Genomic DNA, 20374 nt, shown 5'->3' with positions numbered 1-20374 from the left:
TTAAAGATTGGTTTTTTTAGATTCCAAAAATAGTTTGTAAGACACCCATCCCATAGCACCAACAATAATTAACCTAGCTAATACTGAGGCTATTCTTACTGCAACTAGCGCTACCACACCAAGAGCAAAAAGCTTTCCACCCAGAATCAGTTTTTTCATCCAAGGTTTCTCATCTGGTTGATGCTTCACAGTTTGATGAAAAGCTGCATCAGTAGCATGGATATTAGTTTCCATTTCCCGGAGTCGCAATTCAACTTCTCGTTCCCGTAATAAGCGTTCTCGGTGTTCAAGTTCTTTTTGGCGATCGCTCTCAGATGTCATCAGTGTCCATCCCGTCTAAGACAATGAAAAGATGTCAGCATTTACTCATCAATCATGCTGTATACTAACTTACGTAAATATTTAGTAACCCCAGTAAATTTACTATTTTGCTTTTCGTTGACTGCTGAACTTAAGCAAAATATGGGCATCATTTACTGTAAATAATGCCTAATTTTTGTTGGTTACGCCGTCTGTTTAGAAGTTGCTTTTAAGTCTGCGGTCGATTTTAACCGGGTGATGGTGGCTTTACGAATGCGATCGCTTTTGCGTACCCCGCCTGTCATCTCGTATTCCCGGCTATCTTTGCCATACTTCAACACCACACCACTAACTAGGCGTTCTGAGGTTTCGCAAATGCTCTTTTCAAGGGTTTCTATTTTTGCCTTTGCCGAGTCAAGGGCAGTTAGCATCATATTATACTGGTCTATCTGGTTGCGGAGTTGTCCGGTTAACTGGATTAAATTGTTTAAACTGATAGAATCACCAAAGTCAAGGCTAGAATCAATCGATTTAAATCCGATTACTCTCTTTTCGGTTTTTTCTAGCACGGAAGAGCTTCTTGTTTTGCGTGGCATCAATCTATGCTTTTTACTAAACTTTATCTTTCTAGAGTGTCTCAATGGGACAATGTAGCGGTTCAGTAAAGCTTACAAAAATAGGTATTTTTTTTAATAAGATTGGATTGCTAGCTCAGTAATTGCACGATATCAGACAAAAAATTGTTGAGAATAAACTTGTGTTCTGACAGAATGGACTTGTGTTCTGACAGAATAAACTTGTGTTTTGACAGAATGGACTTGTGTTTTGACAGAATAAACTTGTGTTTTGACAGAATGAACTTGTGTTCTAACAGAATAAACTTGTGTTTTGACAGAATGGACTTGTGTTCTGAACGAATATAACAATCAATATAGCCACAGTCCTAACAACAGCAAAGATTTGCCCCCATCTGTCCTGATTTTATAGTTGAAGTGCGATCGCATCAATGCAGTATCTCGCCAATCACGCGATTAGTACCAGCTTATCGGCGAGAATTTCGGGAAAAAGGGGATAATACGGTGAAGGTTACTGTGGAAACTCCTGCTGTCAGCCATGCCCCTAAACTTTACTTTCGCCCTCAGTCAACAGCAAACTTTTGAACTGCGCTGTAATTATGGCTCGCGTCGCCTGGATAAAACGGAGTTGGCAGCGCTGATTGATTTGTGCGAGCAAAATTATTATCCTCGACGAACAGATAACTTACACGATCTCGAACAGTTGGGACGGCGACTTTATCAATGGCTGGATGGTAAAGAAGGATGGTTGAGAAGGGCGCTGAATGAGGCGGATGAGCAAACGATTCTTCTAGATTTGATTCAAACCAGCGAAGCGCAGGGGTTGAATCCCGAAACAGAACGGGTAGCCTTGGGATTGGGACATTTACCTTGGGAGTTGCTACACGCTGTTGGAGGGTTTTTACTAGAACGCGAGGATATTTCCGTTTTGCTAGTGCGTTGTGTGCAGCAGCGTCAAACTCAAGTGATTGGTCTGCAAAATCGCCCCTTGCGGTTGCTGTTTATGGCCACTTCTCCTGAAGATCCGAGAGTTCCACCACTAGGGTTTGAGCGGGAAGAAGCAAACATTTTGCAAGCAACTAAAGATCAGCCTTTGGCGTTGATTGTCGAGGAAAGCGGCTCGGTTGCAGAGTTAACTAATTTGGTGAAATCCTACACAGAAGACTATTTTGATGTCTTTCACCTCACGGGACACGGAATAATTTATACCAAAAAAGATTACGGCTCTTTGGTGCCAAAAGGTACAACATTACCAGACAATACCCCCTGCTTCATCACTGAAGATGAGGTGGGGAATATGCAGCTTACTACTGTCAATGATTTAGCTAAAGCCTTTCGGGGACGCTGGCCGCGTGTAACTTTTCTCTCTGGTTGTCATACGGGACAGGTTGCTAACAAAGGGACAGTACCCTCAATGGCGCAAGCATTGGTGAAGGCGGGAGCAGGTATAGTTTTAGGCTGGGCGCGTCCGGTGTATGACCGCACGGGTATTGTAGCGGCACAGGCACTTTATCAAGCTTTGGCGACGGGGGCAACTGTTGAAGAAGCGGTCAAAGCGGCGCAGCAAGAGATGATTGACGAAGAATGTACCGACTGGCATCTGTTGCGAATTTATCGGGATACGCGCCCCATTAACCAACTAGTGACAGCGCTGAGAACAAGAAATCGTGAAAGGCTGACGTTTACAGCGCCAGAGCAAGAATTTTTGGATGAGAATAATCAAGTTAAAGTTGCCAGTCAGTTTGAATTTGTCGGACGCAGACGACCTTTGCAACGATGTCTCAAGGCTTTGCAGGAAACCAGCGACCAAATCGGCGTATTTATTGCCGGGATGGGTGGACTGGGCAAAAGTACTCTGGCGGCGCGGTTATGTACGCGGGTGCAGATGCAGCGTTCTAATTTTGCGCGAGTTGTGTTGATTGGGCCTCTAGATGAGATAGGTTTGCTGACTAAGCTTTCTAATAAGTTTGAGAGGTTTGCAGATGTTCCCCAACTGCTGAACGAACCAAAGGTGTCTCTTAAAGGACGGTTGCAAAACTTTTTTACAGCGATTGAAAATGTTCATAACCAACCCTTGCTGCTGGTGCTGGATGACTTTGAGCAAAATATCCCCACAGCTAATATTGAAGATGGCTCATTGCGGATGACGGCAGAAGCTTATGAAATTTTAGGGGCGATTTGTGCGGCATTGGAGGAAAACGCGGCAGAGAGTCGGCTGATTGTCACCTGTCGCTATTTGAATGCAGACACCTTACCACCTCATCGCCTGCACTTGGAACGCCTGGAACAGATGAGCCGCAGTGATATTGATAAAATCTGCTTTCCCTTAGATAAGGAAGTTAGGGAACAGTTAAGAACTCAGAGGATTATCCACATTGCCGATGGTAATCCCCGGTTGCTGAAGTGGCTGTTAGAGGTGATTCAGCAACCAGGAATAGCGGCGGATGAATTACTGAATCGTCTGGAGGCGACTGAGCAGAAATTCCGCGAAGATATTTTGGCACAAACTCTGCTGGATGCCTTGGAACCGGAAGAACAAAAGTTTCTCGCACGGTTGAGTGTGTTTAATTTGCCCGTTACTGTTGAAATCATTAACGCCATCTCCCCCTCTGTTGCTTCTCTGCAAAAGCTTGTCAGTCTCAGCTTAGTTGAGTCTGCTACCACTCACGCCACCCAGCTAGCTAATTATCGAGTGACGACAATTTTAGAATCGTTGCTAGAAACAGTGTTGATTCAAAAAGAATGGCAAGCAGCGCGACAGGAAGCGGTGAGGGAAATCCATCAAGTTTGGTGGGAGCAGAATGACAACCCCACGGAAGCAGAAGGACTGGAAATTGTGCGGTTGGGATTGCTGGCAAAAGAGCAGGAGATTGCTGTCAGCATTGGAGATAGGATTGCAAGGAATTGGGTAAATAATTCCCGCTTTGTGGAAGCTTTGGAGTTATGTAAGCAAGTTCTGGCAGTTTTTCAGGATTACCGCATCTTGGGAACAGTCGCCCGTGCTGAAAGATTTTTGGGTTTTGTGCAACAGGCTGTTATCCATTATCAGCAAGCTTTAGACCTTTGCCCTGAAGAGGAATTGCAAGAAAAAGCCACTACCCTCAACAACATGGCACAGGTATTCGCTCAACAAGGGGACATCCCAAAAGCGATCGCACTCTGGGAGCAATCCTTGGAAATATTTGAGCAGATTGGCGATGTCCAAGGTAAAGCCACTACCCTCAACAACATGGCACAGGTAATCGCTAACCAAGGGGACATCCCAAAAGCGATCGCACTCTGGGAGCAATCCTTGGAAATAAAGGAGCAGATTGGCGATGTCAAAGGTAAAGCCGCTACCCTCAACAACATGGCAGGGGTATTCGCCCAACAAGGGGACATCCCAAAAGCGATCGCACTCTGGGAGCAATCCTTGGAAATATTTGAGCAGATTGGCGATGTCAAAGGTAAAGCCGCTACCCTCAACAACATGGCACAGGTAATCGCCGACCAAGGGGACATCCCAAAAGCGATCGCACTCTACAAGCAAGTTGTTTCCACACTTGCACAAATAAGTGCATACAGTGATTTGGTAACAGTTCTGAGTAATTTAGGCTTAACGGATGAAAGCAACGGTCTGGTTTACCTAGCTCAAGCAATGTGGCTGACGCTGAGAATTCAAGCACCTTTAGTAGATACCATTCAGTTAATCCGTGCTTTATATAATAGAGTGCCTCAAGGCGATGAACTAAAAGCTGTGTTAGGAGCAACGGCAATGTTCTTTTGCAAACTTCGAGGTGAAGGTCATCCGCAGTTAGAGGAACTTCAAGAGGATAGTTTCAAGATTATATTAGGTGCGGCAAATGCCCAAGGAATTGAAGCACAGGAAGCGTTTGATAATTGGTTTACTCAGCAACGGCTAAATGATCCAGAATATTTTCTCCCTCGACTCAATCAACGTCTAGAGGAGATAGTGGGCGATGGGTGGTTGTTTGACCGCAGTCAAGTTTCAATGGGTGAATAAGGGGAAATGCGATCGCGCTACTCTTAAATTAGTTGCTGACAATATAATCAGTTTATGCAATCCCTAAATATCACACTGCCAGATGCGATATGGAATCTCAACTAATACAGAGTTCTCCCGATATCCTTTCTGGTACACCCGTAGGGGCACGGCAATGCCGTGCCCCTACAATCGTGATGTAATACTAAACTACAGCTATTGTTGCACAGGATGATTTTTGTTGAATTGCTGAAGGGAAATGCGATCGCGTTAATCTTAAATTAGTTGCTGACAATATAACCAGCTTATGCAATCCCTAAATATTACACTGCCAGATGCGATCGCTTAGGCAACTATGATTATTGTCGGCTTGCTAAGTGGGGAAATGCAATATGGGATTTTAGGCAAATTAGATGTAAATCATGCGATCGCTATAAGCCAAAATTTTTATAGATACTCACACAGGCATAGTCAAAATGGATATTAAGAATGGCTTCGTTGGCGCTATTGGCAACACACCCCTAATTCGCTTAAATAGCTTCAGTGAAGAAACAGGGTGTGAAATCCTTGCGAAAGCTGAATTTCTCAATCCTGGCGGTTCCGTCAAAGACCGTGCTGCACTTTATATCATCGAAGATGCCCAAAAGAAAGGTTTACTCAAACCTGGTGGTACTGTTGTAGAAGGAACTGCTGGTAATACTGGCATTGGATTGGCGCATATTTGTAATGCTAAAGGCTACAAATGCCTAATTATTATTCCCGATACTCAGTCACAAGAAAAAATAGACGCACTGATAGCACTAGGCGCAGAAGTTCGTCGCGTTCCTGCCGTACCCTACAAAAACCCGGACAACTACGTCAAGCTATCTGGCAGAGTCGCTGCTGAGTTGGAAAATGCTATTTGGGCGAATCAGTTTGATAACCTAGCCAATCGCCTCGCCCACTACGAAACCACAGGGCCGGAAATTTGGAAACAGACAGATGGTAAAATAGATGGATGGACATCTGCAACTGGTACTGCTGGTACTTATGCTGGTGTGGCCTTGTACTTGAAAGAACAAAATCCAGCGATTAAATGCGTTGTAGCCGATCCTCTGGGTAGCGCACTCTATAGCTATGTCAAAACTGGCGAAATCAATATAGAAGGAAATTCCATTACCGAAGGCATCGGTAACGGTCGTGTCACAGCCAATATGGAAGGCGCACCTGCCGATGATGCTATTCAAATCGATGACCAAGAAGCTTTACGGGTAGTTTACCAACTGCTAAGGAAAGATGGGTTATTAATGGGCGGTTCAACGGGTATTAATGTTGGCGCAGCTGTCGCCCTAGCGAAGCAGTTAGGGCCAGGACATACTATTGTCACCATCTTGTGTGATAGTGGTTCTCGGTATCAGTCACGGATATTCAACCCGGAATGGCTAGCTTCAAAAGGACTTTCAATAGATTAGTCATTAGTCATTAGTCATTAGTCATTGGCTTCCGACTTTTGACGAATGACAAAGGACAAAGGACAAAGGACAAATGACAACTCAACCATCAAACTTGCCCACAATAGACCAACCCTCTTCTTCTAAATGTGTGCGGGTTTGTCAAAATCGTACCTGCAAAAAGCAAGGTGCGGCCAAGGTATTAGCAGCTTTTACGGCTTTCCCAACCCCTGATGTAACGGTAACGGCTAGCAGCTGTTTAGGACAATGTGGCAATGGGCCGATGGTGCTGGTATTACCCGATATGGTCTGGTATAGCGGCGTTCAACCCGATGAAGTATCTCTACTGATAGAAAATCATTTACTAGGTGGTCAAAGAGTCGAACAGATGCTCTATTATCGGTTTCATCCCCAGAGATCAAATTAATTAGCAATATCAAAGTCTGTAATCTTGTTGACTGAAGTGAGGCATCCAATGAATATCCAGCAGCTGCGTCAATCCTTAAAACAAAATTGGCTTGTTTACTACAGCCAAAATATTACCTGGCTGGTGAAAATGCGAATTTGGGGGACTTACGATGGTCTACGCCGTCCTTTGTCCGGTTTTATTTTGGCAACACTGTCTGTTTTAGAACCCCAGTTTGATGAAATACTTGCTTTTATGATGGATTTGAATAACGATCCAGATAAAATAGTCGCTGCTTTAGGTCTTAACTTCAATCCTGATGAAGAGTTACGTTTAATAAAATTAGACCATTCTATGACTACAAGCCAAGTGGCAAGTGAGTTGCCAGATGAGAAGCATTCTGAGGATAAACATCTATTATCATCTGTAACTGCCAGCAAGATTGCGCTTCATTCTCTTGCCAAGACTCTAGACTCCAACTTGTCACGGCCCAATCAAGTAGTGCCATTGTTTACAGCTAACACTGAAGTAGTTCGCACCCGCAAACCTGAGTTGGTAGTAGCAAATGCAACTAAAATTGCTCCAGATACTCCGATAAAAACGCCATCCCCCGGTTTTATAAGGGAATATCAACCTATAGGATCGCACTCTGCGCTGACAATGATTACCGAAGTTAACAGCAAAGCAAAAACTATGCCATCTGTGGCGCTAGCTAACGAGGTTAAAAGCAACGCGCCATCTGTCCGAATCCCTGTAGGCGCATTGCTGGCAATTACAACCGAGATTAACAGTAATGGCAAATCAGTGCGATCGCTAGCAATTACTACTGAGGTTAAAAGCAACGGTAAACAACCGAATATTCAACCACAAGAGGTTAAAAGCAAAGTGATACCAACCACTAATGCCCGTAGTTTAGCTTCTTGGGTAGATGAATTTTGTTATGGCACTAGGAATAAAGAAGAAGATATTTTGACTTGAATTACTTACGGGTACTCGTGAGAAACAAAGGGGATTTCTATGACTTCACCTTCAGTTTCTCCCACTTTAACTTTTAAGCCTACGCCACCAGCTTTGGTGCGAATGTAACCTAGTCCAAAATAACCATCAGCCGTTTCTGTGTAACTGGTAAGTTTGCCGACCTTTTCATCTCCAACTGCGATCGCACTTCCAACTTCCACAGGGGCACTGAGGCGGATACCCAAAAGGTGTTGTTTTACACCTTTATATGTATTTAACCGCGCGATGGTTTCTTGCCCAATATAGCAACCTTTAGTAAAAGAAATTGTTTGCCATAAACCAACTTCCAGAGGATTGTAATCATCTGTGAGTTCGGAATCTGGGGCGGGGCGACCTTGTAGTATTCGCAATGTATCCCAAGCGCGATCGCTCATCTCTACCGCCCCAGCTTCTAACAATTTGTTCCACACCGTTTCTTTGTCAGTATATGGGAAAGTAAAGGTGTATCCAGGTGCAGCTAATCCACTACCCACAGCAACCCGCACTCCCTCAGCCGGAGCGATCGTGTATACTTTGTGACTAGCATAAGGTTGCCCAATGAGTTCGCCAATACCCAACTTTTCTAAAACAGCGTCGCTTCCTGGGCCAATGAGGCTGAAGGTGTTGGTATATTTTGTGATATCAGATAATTTCACCTTGTCGGCAGAGAAAATATATTTATCCAGCCATTCCATGAGATATTGGCGGCGGCTGGGCGAAACCAGCAGGATTACTGCATCTTCTCTAACGTAGGCGGTTGCTAAATCAATTGTTCTAGCTGTGGAAGTCACAAAAACCGTATCACAACCTTGTCCTGGCTTGAGTATTTGGAAATTGTTAGTACTTTGATTGTGTAAAAAATTGAGGCGATCGTCGCCAGCCACTTTGATGCGTCCCCAAGCGGTGCGATCGCATATTGCAACCCCAACTCTAGCCGCTTGGATAGCTGCTGCGTCTTTATCGTCAATTGTAGATGTTGGCATGGTGGTGAGAACTTGCCCTGTTTTAATGTTGTCGCACTGGAAATCTTAGCAAATAAGCGTTTCCGGCTTCAACGTACCTCCGGTTTTCTTGTAACTGAAGTGCATTGGCAAAGTACCTTGTGTTAGTTGCGTTCTGGTCACTTCCATAGAAAAACACGAGAAATAGTACCTTTTAGAAGCAGACAGAACAAGAGTGCGATCGCTTGGAAAAATAAGCTAACTTGAAAATTTAGCTTTTATAAAATAATCAAGCGCCCTGTGTAATGGCGCTTCCCCATTGGTTAGATACTTTAAGATTAAAACAACATACTTTCAGGATAATGACATATATCTCCCAAAAAACCCTCACTACAGAAGATTTTCTGTCCCAATACCGAGAGAATACCCACTATGAATTAGCAGACGGAGAACTAATTAATATGGAACCCACTGGCCCTCATGAAACGGTGAGTGGTAAAGTTGCAACCCAAATTGGTATACATATTGTTACAGAACAACTCCCCTGGTTTATTCCTCGCACTTGTTTAATTTACCCTTTCGCGGATGCAGCCACAGTTCGTCGTCCTGATGTTGTGGTTCTTGATGAAACTGTTCTTCACCGCGAACCTCTTTGGGAGCGAGAACCCGTAATTACGCTGGGACGTTCAATTAAGCTGGTGGTTGAAGTTGTTAGTACTAACTGGGAAACTGACTATGCTCGCAAAGTTGAGGAGTATGCACTTTTAGGCATTGCTGAATATTGGATTGTAGATTATCGAGGATTGGGTGGAGTCGCATTTATTGGTAAACCGAAACAACCTACTTTCACTGTATATCAACTAGTTGAAGATACTTATATCTTACAACAATATCGATTAAATCAATTAATAAAATCACCACTTCTGCCCCGTCTTCAACTTCGCCTAGATGATATTCTTCCTCGTTAAGTGTGTCCTGCCCCCAGAACTGCGGTCTTCATGGCTTTACCAACATCAATTCCTACCCATTGAGAAATATTTTCCATTACCAGTTTGACTTCTTCAGTGCGATCGCTCTCTGCTATCGATTATTTTGTAGCTCCCCAACTTTAAATCTGCTGTATCTCTTGTTTTTGAAAGCGGTGAGCTTCAGAACTCGGAACTTGAGCTTTAGAACTCGAAATATCAAATTCTCCACTCAAACTCCGAGTTTTTAAGCTCTAACTTTCAATATCTTAAGCAGATTTTCTGCACTATTGATGCTTATGGCTGTACTCTTGCGAGATTTACAGACGAAATTGCACCTTTATCAACTTTTAGTTTCTACTTTTGAAAGAGTTTAGCCATTCTTGAACTTGCTCGCGGGCAATATCGCGCCCTCCAAGACCAAAGGCTAAGGCAATAGCAACTGCGATCGCACCTAATAAAAGTCCAAAGGCTAAATTCACAATATCACTGGCAACTCCAATCTGTTGCAGTGCCATTGCAGAGACTAAAGCAATAATGGCAATTCGCGCTACTTGTCCCAAAATCTCTGCCTGACGTTCGCCGGAACTGGTAATGATATTAAAAGCCAGATTTGCCAGGAATAAGCCAATGGCAAAGATTACCAATCCCGCCAAAATCCGCCCGAATATAATCACAATCCCAGACACTAATGCTGTCAGGGCTGCGATATTCAAGATATTCACCGCCGCCACCGTTGCAAACAGCATGATACCCACTAAGGCAACAATACCTGCAATTTCCGATGGAGTGCGGCTTGGGGTATGGGCAATTGTTGGTTCGGTTGAAATTTCGATGCGTCTAGCTGGTGTTGTTAGACCCAAAATAGTGAAAATGTTATTAAAGCCTAAATTGGTGAGGATACTTGTAACCAAATCTGCGACAAACCGCCCCACGAAATAGGCAACAATTAAAATTGCCACGGCTGTAAAGATGGCAGGGAGAGCGTTAAGAATCTGTTGTAGCATAGCGATCGCAGGGACAGAGATCGCATCAATTCGCAAGGCATTAAGCGCTGCGATCGCCACAGGAATCAAAATCAAAACATAGACAATTGTGCCGAGAATATTCGATAGAGGTTGCACCCCCGCAGCCGCAGATAATCCCAAACGACTACCTAAATGATCGATCCCAGTTGTTGCCAACAAGTTCGTCACAATCCGACGCACCACATTAGCTATAAACCAGCCAACTACAGCAATTAGCGCCGCCGCTAAAATGTTTGGCAGAATTAGCAGAACCTCTGTAATCAGAGCTTGTACTGGTTGTAGAGCCTGTCTTAGTCCGAGAGTATCTAAAACTGGGGCGAGAAACAGTAAAAATATAAACCAATACAGAGCATTACCAATGGTGTCACTCAGAGACAACTGATTCAGGCTAGGTGTCCTGTCTTCTGGTTCTGGATTCAAACGCTCATCCAGATTAAATGCCTGTAACGAGCGCACAGTGATAATCTTCACAATGGTTGCTAAAAACCAGGCGGTTCCTAAAAGGATTCCAGCACCAACCAAATTTGGCAAAAAGCCAATAAGTTGATTGAGAAAATTATTGAGGGGTCGAGAGGCTACCTCCAGATCCAACGTCTGTAAAACAGCTACCGCCGTCAATAGGATAATGCTCCAAAAGACTAAGCTGGAGATTAATTTCTCCACTTGAGGAACATCTTGACGACCTGTTACCCCTGCGGCAATGCGATTATCTATATTTGTGCGATTGAGGATTCCTCGCGTCACCGCAGCTGCGATCGCTGCAATTAGCCAACCTACCAACAAAATTGCTACCGCCCCCAGTAGACGGGGCGTAAACAGAATTATCTGTTGAACAATACCTTGTACATTAGCGATTCCTTGATTCACTGCTGGTTGTATCGGTTGCAGACTGGGCGATTGTGCCAAAAATTGCTGCACCCTCATGGGCAAACCAACTCCTATCACCTGGGTTATTCCTTGCCAAGTTGTGTTCATGGTTTTCGGAAATTAAGCTTAAGTATTCGCCGCAAACACTGAGTAAGTGTTTTGCCTATCAATTTACCAGTAAAAACATACATCTATCGCATTGATATCAAGAGGAATTTTTGACTTTGTTACTAAATATTTGATTTAATCTACTGACAATGGCGAATTTTGCGTTACTCTAATTGCAGCAACAGCATCGAAGATGTGGAATGCCGCAAGTTTTAGAACAATCAATTCAAATTAATGCTACAGCTACGGTGGTGGAGCGCTGTATTAGCGATTTAGCTCTTATGCAACGCTGGCTCAACCCCGTCCTCCGTTGCGAACCTGTGGGTGAAGCTTGGAGTACTGATGTAGGCAGTCAAAGTCGTTTTATCATTCAAATTCCTCTGCTAAAACCCACGTTGAATAGCGTAGTTGTGGAACGACAACCAGGTTTGGTAGTCTGGGAATTCCAGGGATTTTTTCAAGGGCGCGATCGCTGGGAATGTCAACCCACAGAAAAGGGAACGCTTCTACTAAACCGTTTTGAGTTCGATATTCCTAACCCCTTAGTGAGTTGGGGTTTCAACACCTTTGCTGCATCTTGGACAAAAGCAGATATGCAAGCCCAACTCCGCCGCCTGAAACGAGTCGCAGAAAATTCGTAATTCGTAATTCGTAATTGGGCACAAAAGGCAGAGGGGCACTTAGCTGGGGTAAGGGGGAGAATTAAGAATTACCTCTTTCTCCTCTGTTTCCCAGTCCCCAATCCCCATTCCCTAGTCCTTACCCATTAAGAATTACCTCTTTCTCCTCTGTTTCCCAGTCCCCAATCCCCATTCCCTAGTCCTTACCCAACTCGGTCAGTAGCCGCCGAATCATTGATGCATCCTGGGCATCAGGAACTGCTGCTAAATAATTTTGTAAGTCGTTTACTGCTTGGGGGTAGCGACCGAGTTGATAGGAGATTAAGCCGCGATCGCGCAATTCTAAAGTTAAATTAGGAAACAGTAACAAAATTCGTTCAATCGCTGCTAGGGTTTTTTCTAATTCTTGTTGTTTGAGGTAGATAAGTTTTATATTTGTCAGCATTCGGGCCAAAAATTGCCGATTACTGACTACAGCTAAAAATTCTGGTTGTATGGTAACAGGTCGCTGATAAAGTTGAGACAGCAGTTCTTCGCAATCTTGGGCAAATATTATTTCACCGCCATTGAAGGCATCGACGAAAATCTCTATATCTGGAACATCTGGACGAATCAGGAAATGTCCTGGCATCCCTACACCCACCATCGGAAAATCAATCCGTCTGGCAACCTCCAGATAAACCAACGCCAAGGTTATGGGAATCCCCAATCGGCGGTCAATGACATCATTAAAAAAGCTATTGCGCGGATCGTAATAGTCAATTTCGTTACCAGAAAATTTTAAATCATTGTAGAGATACTGATTAATACTTTGAACTATCCGCAAAGGATATCGTGAATCAGGCAGGCGTTCTTGAAGCTCCCATGCCATTGTATCAAGGGCATTAAGATATTCCTCTGGGTCTAACTTAGGATATTCTTCTTGGGCGATATACAAAGCTGCCTTTGCTAGGTCAATGTTTTCGTCAGCCTGCTGAATCTCCTGATAAAAATATTGTCGCGCTGACGAGAAATTCATAAGCTGTTGCTCGGTGAAAGTGTGATGAAACTACAGCCAAACCCAATGCTGGATTGGGTTTGGCTGAAAACAATTTTTTATATCTAAACACTTTATAATTCTAATAAACTACTGAATTGCACTGGATGTCAGGCGATCGCAATTCTGAGAAAGCCTGAAACACTAATTCTGCCTTCAATAATTTGAACCGTGAGATCGAAACAAGGGACTCTACCGTGTATAGTTTTGCGTAATTCCTAAGTGTTGTGTCTAGAATCATCATGACACGCCAGTTTTAATTTTGAGTCTTTCCTAGTGCCCATGCTAAAACTTACCTTAATTTTGATCCCCAAGCCCCAGTCTTAAAGATCAATTTAAGGCGAAGGTGGGGGCGTTCAGTGCTAATCTGAAAGGTGACATTGCTTAATTTTATGTCTTCTCCGACCTTATCTGAAATCTAGCTTCACTCATTAGGCGCAGCATGGTCACAACCGCAGAAAAAACAAACATTGGCTACATTACCCAAATCATTGGCCCAGTTGTAGACGTTAAATTTCCCGGCGGGAAATTGCCACAAATCTACAACGCTTTGAAAATCAAAGGCACCAATGAAGCTGGACAGGAAATCAACATCACCATTGAAGTACAGCAACTGCTGGGCGACAATCAGGTGCGGACTGTTGCGATGAGTTCCACAGAAGGCTTAGTGCGCGGTTTTGAAGTTACCGATACAGGCGCTCCTATCAGCGTGCCAGTTGGTAAAGCCACCTTGGGTCGAATTTTCAACGTCCTTGGCGAACCCGTGGACAACAGAGGCCCAGTAAATGCTGAAGCAACTCTACCCATCCACCGCTCGGCTCCCAAATTCACTGACCTGGAAACCAAACCTTCGGTGTTTGAAACTGGGATTAAAGTTGTTGACCTTCTGACTCCCTATCGACGCGGCGGTAAGATTGGTCTATTCGGCGGTGCTGGTGTTGGTAAAACCGTGATCATGATGGAATTGATCAACAACATCGCTACTCAGCATGGTGGAGTATCCGTATTTGCTGGCGTGGGTGAACGCACCCGTGAAGGCAATGACCTCTACAACGAAATGATGGAATCTGGAGTTATCAACAAAGACAACCTCAACGAATCAAAAATTGCTCTAGTTTACGGTCAAATGAACGAACCACCCGGAGCGAGAATGCGGGTTGGTCTTTCGGGCTTGACAGTAGCAGAATACTTCCGGGATGTGAACAAGCAGGATGTGCTGCTGTTTATTGATAATATCTTCCGGTTTGTACAAGCAGGTTCGGAAGTATCCGCGCTACTAGGTCGGATGCCTTCTGCAGTAGGATATCAGCCCACATTGGGAACCGACGTAGGCGAACTGCAAGAGCGGATTACCTCGACTACAGAGGGTTCCATTACCTCCATTCAGGCAGTATACGTACCTGCGGATGACCTCACCGACCCCGCACCTGCTACCACCTTCGCCCATTTGGACGGTACAACAGTGCTGTCTCGCGGTTTGGCATCCAAGGGAATTTACCCCGCAGTTGACCCGCTTAATTCAACTTCCACCATGCTCCAACCAAATATTGTGGGTGACGAACACTACAATACTGCGCGGGCGGTGCAATCAACTCTGCAACGTTATAAAGAACTCCAAGACATTATCGCCATTCTTGGTTTAGATGAATTGTCTGAAGATGACCGTCTCATCGTGGCCCGGGCGCGGAAAGTTGAGCGCTTCTTGTCTCAGCCGTTCTTTGTCGCAGAAGTATTTACCGGTTCTCCTGGTAAGTATGTGAAGTTGGAAGATACCATCAAAGGCTTCCAAAAGATTCTGTCTGGTGAGTTAGATGCTTTGCCAGAACAGGCTTTCTACTTGGTTGGCGATATCAACGAAGCGATCGCTAAAGCTGAAAAAATCAAAGGTTAGTCATTAGTCATTGGTCATTGGTCATTAGTCATTAGTCATTGGTCATTAGTTCAACTACTAATGACTAATGGCAATTACGAAAGACAAAGGACAAAAGACAAAAGACAACAGACAAAGGACAAAAGACAAATGACATTAACCGTTCGGGTAATTTCTCCAGATAAAACAGTCTGGGATGCTCCAGCTGAAGAAGTAGTTTTGCCTAGCACTACCGGTCAACTAGGTATCCTCACCGGACACGCACCACTTTTGACTGCTCTAGATACTGGTGTAATGCGAGTCCGTGCCGCGAAAAATCAGAATTGGGAAGCGATCGCCCTTTTGGGTGGCTTTGCCGAAGTCGAAGAAAATGAAGTGACAATTCTGGTTAACGGCGCTGAACGTGGCGACAAAATTAACCTAGAAGAAGCTCGTGCTGCTTACAACCAAGCAGAAGCAGGACTGAATCAAGTCTCAGCTGACGATCGCCAAGCCCAAATTAAGGCAAATCAAGCCTTCAAACGCGCCCGCACTCGGTTTCAAGCTGCTGGCGGTTCGGTCTAATTTAACTTTCTATTTCAACTTTGTAGGTTGGACATTTCCCAACCTACAAGTTATTTATTAAATTTTAAAAAAATTACGTCAAGTTTAAGAAATCGAGGCAAGCCCTAGTGAAGTGTTAAGTTAGCTAATTAGTTGCCCAAATGGGCACAAGTTATGAAAAGCTTTTCATCTTTGCTTGGCACTCGTAAACAAAATAAGGTAGCTCGTTTTGCAGCATCTATCGTAGCAACGTTAGCGATGGCTGCGCCAACGTCTTTGGCGATCGCTAGCAGTATTCATTCTGCCAATGCTACTCCTGTAAAAACAACTACTGCAAAAGAAATAACTTCGGTATCAGTCCAGCTAAATCAGACCACACCAAATATTGCTCAGTTACAAATTAGTAGCACTAAATATCAAGCTGCTGGAATTAATCCTTTTGGACTGGTTCCCATCGTACTTGTCGGTGGTTTAGTCATATTCGTCCCCCTATTCTTTGGCGGACTAGTGGTTATTGGCGAACGTGAAGTTGGCATTGTGGTCAGAAAATTTACCCTTTCCGGGCGCGGAATCCCAGCCGGAGGATTGATTGCTCTCAATGGTGAAGCAGGTTTACAGGCAGATACTCTGCCTCCTGGTTGGCACTGGGGCTATTGGCCTTGGCAGTATTCTGTAAAAAAAGAAGCGGTAATTGTCGTTCCCCAAGGGGAAATCGCTTTAATTGTGGCAGCAGATGGTGCATCCAACCCACCAGAGCGGATTTTGGGTAAAATCGTGGGTTGTGACAACTTCCAAGATGCTCGAAAATTCCTTACTCAAGGTGGGGAAAAAGGGCGGCAGATGGGTTTTCTCACCGCAGGTACCTACAGGATTAACACCGCCCTGTTTAAAGTCATCATGGCATCAAATGCCAGCGCTCATGGCATGACTCCAGAACAACTGCGAGTGTATAGTCTGGCATCTGACAAAGTTGGCATTGTTACTACTTTAGATGGTGTACCAATTTCTGCTGGTGAACTCGCAGGCCCGATAATTGAAGAACACAACAACTTCCAAAATGGTCAGAAATTTATTAATGGCGGTGGGCGGCGAGGTTTACAAGAGCAAACTTTACTTTCTGGTTCTTGGAACTTGAATCCTTGGTTTGTCCAGGTTGAGCAAGTACCGATGACGGAAATTCCCATTGGATATGTGGGTGTAGTGATTTCTTTCGTGGGTAAGGCCCATCAAGATGTTAGCGGTGCAGCTTTCACCCACGGTAATTTGGTGAATCAGGGACACAAAGGTGTGTGGGTCGAACCGCTATATCCTGGTAAGCACCCGATTAATTCCCGGATTATGAAGATTGAACTAGTGCCAACGACCAACATCGTTTTAAACTGGTCAGGTCGGACTGAACGCCATAGCTATGATGCTAAACTGGCTTCTTTAACAGTGCGATCGCGGGATGGGTTTGCCTTTGATTTAGAAGTAGCGCAAATTATCCATGTCGGTGCTTTAGATGCTCCGAAGGTAATTTCTCGCGTTGGTGCCATGCAAAATCTCGTAGACCATGTATTAGAACCAACTATCGGGAATTATTTCCGCAACTCAGCCCAAGACTATACTGTACTGGACTTTTTGACGGCTCGGAGTGAGCGACAAGCTGAGGCTGCTGAGTATATTAAAACAGCATTGCGGGCTTATGACGTGCAAGCGATCGACACCCTGATTGGTGATATTCTGCCACCAGCGTCGTTAATGCAGACACAAACAGACCGAAAAATTGCCGAAGAAGAACGCAAGACTTATGAAGTCCAGCAGATGGCGCAAACCCAACGGCAGCAGCTTGTCCGGGAAACAGCACTGGCTAATATCCAGCAAGAAATGGTGAAATCAGAGCAGAGTGTACATATCGCTGACCTAAAAGCCCAAGCCCAAATTAAACAGGCGAACGGTGAAGCTGAGGGGACAAAACTCCGGGCAATTGCTGAGGCTGAAGGTATTCGGGCCACAGGTAACGCTAAAGCTGAAACCTACCGCGCTGGTGTGGAAGCTTTGGGGCCACAAGGTTATACAGCAATGCAACTAATGCAGATTATCGGCGATCGCAATGTCCGCTTGATACCGGATGTCTTAGTTGGTAGTAACGGTAGCAATAACGGCTTAGTGGATGGGCTACTATCCATGATTTTATGGAATCAAACTGGTAAAGGTGAATTGACACCAACACCTTTGCATCCACAACCAGTAGTTACCAAAGCCCAACCAACCTCAGAAAACGGTTATCCACCTATAGTTGTGAATTTCCCTGTAGATAAGTAACATCAGGAACATGAGTTAGGGGCATAACATTGTTGTGCCCTTACAAAAACAAACGGCTATATCTTTTTGTGGACATCTTGCGGGCAGAGAAATTTTGCTGTTACAAGAACGCTATCGTTTAATGAAGCAAATTGGTAAAGGGGGATTCTGCAAAACCTTCCTCGCTGTAGACGAAGGTCAGTTTCCTCCAATTCCTTGCGTTGTTCAAGAATTATCGCTGGAATCTGAAACAGATCAAACTTTTCAGCAAAAGGCGCAAAAGTTAGAAGAATTAGGTAAACATCCGCAAATTCCCGCTTTGTTGGCTTATTTCCAACATAATGGGTATTTTTATTTAGTGCAGGAGTTTATTGCAGGCACTAATTTAGCTCAGATGGTTGAAGAGGAAGGCACTTTTAATGAAACTCAGATTTGGCAACTTTTAGAAGATTTGTTGCCAGTTTTGCAGTTTATGAGCGATCGCAATATCATTCACCGCGATATCAAACCCCACAATATCATTCGTAGATCCGCAACTACAAAGAACGGGGATTTTTTCATAGTCGATTTTAGCACTGCAAAAATCGTCACAGAAATCGATCGGCTAACATTTGAAACCAGTATTGGCAGCCCAGAATATGCTGCACCAGAACAAACGAGAGGAAAAGCGGTTTTTGCTAGTGATTTATATAGCTTGGGTGTAACTTGTATTTACTTACTTACTCAGATTCCGCCCTTTGATTTATTTGATATTGCTAATGATTGTTGGGTCTGGCAACAATATCTTACTACCAAGGTTAGCGATGTCTGGCGACAAGACTCAAAGAGTCTACGCTTGGCGCAAATTCTCGACAAGCTGCTGCAAAATGCTATTAACCGCCGCTTTCAATCAGCTAATGAAGTTATGCAAGTAATGGGTATGGAATGTAAAACTCAAAATTTGCAATTACCAAATCCTCCTTGGCGATGCTTGCATACCCTAACTGGGCATTCCGGGACATTAAGTGGTGTGAATACCCTTGCCATCAGTCCTGACGATTACACTTTAGCCAGTGGAAGTGATGACAAAAACATCAAATTGTGGGATTTAAATACCCAAAAAGTTCTAGCTACCTTATCAGGACATTCTCAAGCTGTAAAATCAGTTGCTTTCAGTCCTGATGGGAAAATTCTGGCAACTGCTAGCGATGATAAAACTATCAAGTTGTGGCAGGTTGAGACATTAAAGGAAATCTGCACCTTAGTGGGACACTCACACGCTGTAAAATCAATTGCTTTCAGTCCAGATGGGCAGATTCTCGCTAGTGGTAGCTGGGATAAGACAATTAAACTCTGGGATGTAAATACTGGCAGAGAAATTTACACCATCGCTGGACACCAATTACAGGTAAATTCAGTAGCGTTTAGTCCTCAAGGCCAGATTTTAGCCAGCGCTAGCTATGACAGAACGATTCGCCTGTGGCAATTGAGAGCATTTGGAAGCTTTGAGGAAAAATTTGAAAACCGCCCATGCTATAGCTTGTTAAGCACCCTTTCGGGTCATGCATGGGCGGTTTTGACAGTCGCTTTTAGTCCCGATGGGAAAATTTTGGCGACGGGTAGTGATGATAACACTATTAAATTGTGGGAGGTAAACACTGGTCAGCTAATTTGCACACTTGTTGGCCATTCTTGGTCTGTGGTGGCTGTGGCTTTTACTGCCGATGGCGAAACACTCCTAAGTGCAAGTTGCGATAAAACAGTTAAACTTTGGAAGGTAAGCACAGCAGAAGAGATTGTTACTCTCTCTGGTCATGTAGACTCAGTATCTGCTGTTGCTGTGAGCAAAGTTAGACAATTAATTGCAAGTGGCAGCAGAGACAAGACTATCAAACTGTGGCAGTTTGTAGAACAGCGCAATCGCTAATATTGTAATATCAGGCGCTACCTGTGAAGGCAACTTCTGGAAATTTCAACTGAGCTTCTGCCATTGGACGGTTTCTGCCTTCCTCTTGCCAGTAGTTAATCACTTCTGTTGCTTTGTTAAGCAACTCGACACGATCCAGGTCAGTAATCCAATGTTTGGATTCTAATTCCTTTTTTAACTCTTCCCAGGCATCATTTCTGGGCCAAAAAAAGTACTTAGTCAAAGGACTTGTACCTTTCCCTACAACTTGATCCACTGCTAGAGCAACGTTTTCGTCTAACCACAGAATTTTCAAAATAAACTTGGTCAATCACACCTCCGGGAATTTCCGGGCATTACTGAACTAGGATAGCGATCGCTTATTTTAACGCAATACCCTATCAAATGACCAAACACTCATTGGATTGGGCTAGCATAAGGGTTAGTCGGCGCTAACTACAGAGGCTTACCTTGACCCCGATTTTTTACCTGAGTGATAATCTCACCCGGCTCTCAAAGATTTTACTGTTAATTTTGAA

At 44.1% G+C, this 20374-nt stretch carries 16 protein-coding genes; 10 read left to right on the top strand and 6 right to left on the bottom strand.

Going from position 1 to position 20374, the window contains the following annotated elements; translation table 11 throughout:
- Together CDG79_RS04235 and CDG79_RS04230 are read right to left on the bottom strand one after the other, a co-directional pair.
- Window positions 1–321, bottom strand: coding sequence for a DUF3040 domain-containing protein (locus tag CDG79_RS04235; protein WP_094341013.1), 321 nt, complete (start codon window positions 319–321; stop codon window positions 1–3).
- A gap of 182 nt (window positions 322–503) precedes the next feature.
- The gene (locus CDG79_RS04230) at window positions 504–896 is read right to left on the bottom strand and encodes a hypothetical protein (protein WP_094341012.1); all 393 of its coding nucleotides are present in this window, start codon (window positions 894–896) and stop codon (window positions 504–506) included.
- Between the two features lie 517 nt (window positions 897–1413).
- Here CDG79_RS04230 and CDG79_RS04225 point away from each other — a divergent pair.
- The 4 genes from CDG79_RS04225 to CDG79_RS04210 all read left to right on the top strand — a co-directional run bounded on the left by CDG79_RS04225 (window position 1414) and on the right by CDG79_RS04210 (window position 7671).
- A complete protein-coding gene (locus CDG79_RS04225; RefSeq protein WP_094341011.1) occupies window positions 1414–4878 on the top strand; it encodes a tetratricopeptide repeat protein in 3465 nt (1154 codons plus the stop codon).
- Window positions 4879–5333: 455 nt separating this feature from the next.
- A complete protein-coding gene (locus CDG79_RS04220; RefSeq protein ID WP_094341008.1) occupies window positions 5334–6308 on the top strand; it encodes a cysteine synthase A in 975 nt (324 codons plus the stop codon).
- A gap of 73 nt (window positions 6309–6381) precedes the next feature.
- Window positions 6382–6714 (top strand): (2Fe-2S) ferredoxin domain-containing protein, encoded by a 333-nt coding sequence (locus tag CDG79_RS04215; RefSeq protein WP_094341006.1) that lies wholly within the window; start codon window positions 6382–6384, stop codon window positions 6712–6714.
- A 48-nt stretch (window positions 6715–6762) separates the two neighbouring features.
- Entirely contained in the window at window positions 6763–7671 is a 909-nt protein-coding gene (locus CDG79_RS04210) for a DUF5331 domain-containing protein (protein WP_094341004.1), read from the top strand.
- Window positions 7672–7676: 5 nt separating this feature from the next.
- Here CDG79_RS04210 and ygfZ read toward each other — a convergent pair whose 3' ends face one another.
- Window positions 7677–8672 (bottom strand): CAF17-like 4Fe-4S cluster assembly/insertion protein YgfZ, encoded by a 996-nt coding sequence (gene ygfZ, locus CDG79_RS04205; protein WP_094341001.1) that lies wholly within the window; start codon window positions 8670–8672, stop codon window positions 7677–7679.
- 320 nt (window positions 8673–8992) lie between these two features.
- Here ygfZ and CDG79_RS04200 point away from each other — a divergent pair, with 320 nt between their 5' ends.
- Window positions 8993–9598, top strand: a complete 606-nt coding sequence (locus CDG79_RS04200; RefSeq protein WP_094340998.1) for a Uma2 family endonuclease — start codon at window positions 8993–8995, stop codon at window positions 9596–9598.
- A 347-nt stretch (window positions 9599–9945) separates the two neighbouring features.
- Here the strand turns inward: CDG79_RS04200 and CDG79_RS04195 are convergent, their stop codons facing one another.
- Window positions 9946–11598 carry a mechanosensitive ion channel gene (locus tag CDG79_RS04195; protein ID WP_094340995.1) on the bottom strand — a complete coding sequence of 551 codons (1653 nt, stop codon included), beginning with the start codon at window positions 11596–11598 and terminating at the stop codon, window positions 9946–9948.
- 200 nt (window positions 11599–11798) lie between these two features.
- On the opposite strand from CDG79_RS04195, the gene CDG79_RS04190 reads away from it, so the two are divergent.
- Entirely contained in the window at window positions 11799–12239 is a 441-nt protein-coding gene (locus tag CDG79_RS04190; protein WP_094340992.1) for an SRPBCC family protein, read from the top strand.
- Window positions 12240–12414: 175 nt separating this feature from the next.
- Here CDG79_RS04190 and CDG79_RS04185 read toward each other — a convergent pair whose 3' ends face one another.
- Complete coding sequence (locus CDG79_RS04185; protein ID WP_094340991.1) at window positions 12415–13236, bottom strand: SirB1 family protein; 822 nt, start codon at window positions 13234–13236, stop codon at window positions 12415–12417.
- 460 nt (window positions 13237–13696) lie between these two features.
- Here CDG79_RS04185 and atpD point away from each other — a divergent pair, with 460 nt between their 5' ends.
- The 4 genes from atpD to CDG79_RS04165 all read left to right on the top strand — a co-directional run bounded on the left by atpD (window position 13697) and on the right by CDG79_RS04165 (window position 19856).
- Window positions 13697–15145, top strand: a complete 1449-nt coding sequence (atpD, locus tag CDG79_RS04180) for a F0F1 ATP synthase subunit beta (RefSeq protein WP_094340989.1) — start codon at window positions 13697–13699, stop codon at window positions 15143–15145.
- 129 nt (window positions 15146–15274) lie between these two features.
- Window positions 15275–15688, top strand: coding sequence for an ATP synthase F1 subunit epsilon (gene atpC, locus CDG79_RS04175; RefSeq protein ID WP_094341027.1), 414 nt, complete (start codon window positions 15275–15277; stop codon window positions 15686–15688).
- Window positions 15689–15841: 153 nt separating this feature from the next.
- Window positions 15842–17971 (top strand): SPFH domain-containing protein, encoded by a 2130-nt coding sequence (locus tag CDG79_RS04170; protein ID WP_094340987.1) that lies wholly within the window; start codon window positions 15842–15844, stop codon window positions 17969–17971.
- 121 nt (window positions 17972–18092) lie between these two features.
- On the top strand, window positions 18093–19856 hold the full coding sequence (locus CDG79_RS04165; RefSeq protein WP_094341026.1) for a serine/threonine-protein kinase: 1764 nt from the start codon (window positions 18093–18095) through the stop codon (window positions 19854–19856).
- Window positions 19857–19866: 10 nt separating this feature from the next.
- Here the strand turns inward: CDG79_RS04165 and CDG79_RS04160 are convergent, their stop codons facing one another.
- A complete protein-coding gene (locus CDG79_RS04160) occupies window positions 19867–20166 on the bottom strand; it encodes a 30S ribosomal protein PSRP-3 (protein ID WP_094333099.1) in 300 nt (99 codons plus the stop codon).
- Window positions 20167–20374 lie beyond the last annotated feature (208 nt).

It is taken from the genome of Nostoc sp. 'Peltigera membranacea cyanobiont' 232 (assembly GCF_002245985.1).
Classification (GTDB): domain Bacteria; phylum Cyanobacteriota; class Cyanobacteriia; order Cyanobacteriales; family Nostocaceae; genus Nostoc.
The sequence above is the reverse complement of the archived record's forward strand: the minus strand, read 5'-3'. Positions and strand labels throughout refer to the sequence as shown.

Bases quoted from the DNA above. Each gene is read 5' to 3' on its own strand.
- CDG79_RS04235 (WP_094341013.1), bottom strand. From the start codon at position 321: ATGACATCTGAGAGCGATCGCCAAAAAGAACTTGAACACCGAGAACGC.
- CDG79_RS04230 (WP_094341012.1), bottom strand. From the start codon at position 896: ATGCCACGCAAAACAAGAAGCTCTTCCGTGCTAGAAAAAACCGAAAAG.
- CDG79_RS04225 (WP_094341011.1), top strand. From the start codon at position 1,414: ATGCCCCTAAACTTTACTTTCGCCCTCAGTCAACAGCAAACTTTTGAA.
- CDG79_RS04220 (WP_094341008.1), top strand. From the start codon at position 5,334: ATGGATATTAAGAATGGCTTCGTTGGCGCTATTGGCAACACACCCCTA.
- CDG79_RS04215 (WP_094341006.1), top strand. From the start codon at position 6,382: ATGACAACTCAACCATCAAACTTGCCCACAATAGACCAACCCTCTTCT.
- CDG79_RS04210 (WP_094341004.1), top strand. From the start codon at position 6,763: ATGAATATCCAGCAGCTGCGTCAATCCTTAAAACAAAATTGGCTTGTT.
- ygfZ (WP_094341001.1), bottom strand. From the start codon at position 8,672: ATGCCAACATCTACAATTGACGATAAAGACGCAGCAGCTATCCAAGCG.
- CDG79_RS04200 (WP_094340998.1), top strand. From the start codon at position 8,993: ATGACATATATCTCCCAAAAAACCCTCACTACAGAAGATTTTCTGTCC.
- CDG79_RS04195 (WP_094340995.1), bottom strand. From the start codon at position 11,598: ATGAACACAACTTGGCAAGGAATAACCCAGGTGATAGGAGTTGGTTTG.
- CDG79_RS04190 (WP_094340992.1), top strand. From the start codon at position 11,799: ATGCCGCAAGTTTTAGAACAATCAATTCAAATTAATGCTACAGCTACG.
- CDG79_RS04185 (WP_094340991.1), bottom strand. From the start codon at position 13,236: ATGAATTTCTCGTCAGCGCGACAATATTTTTATCAGGAGATTCAGCAG.
- atpD (WP_094340989.1), top strand. From the start codon at position 13,697: ATGGTCACAACCGCAGAAAAAACAAACATTGGCTACATTACCCAAATC.
- atpC (WP_094341027.1), top strand. From the start codon at position 15,275: ATGACATTAACCGTTCGGGTAATTTCTCCAGATAAAACAGTCTGGGAT.
- CDG79_RS04170 (WP_094340987.1), top strand. From the start codon at position 15,842: ATGAAAAGCTTTTCATCTTTGCTTGGCACTCGTAAACAAAATAAGGTA.
- CDG79_RS04165 (WP_094341026.1), top strand. From the start codon at position 18,093: ATGAAGCAAATTGGTAAAGGGGGATTCTGCAAAACCTTCCTCGCTGTA.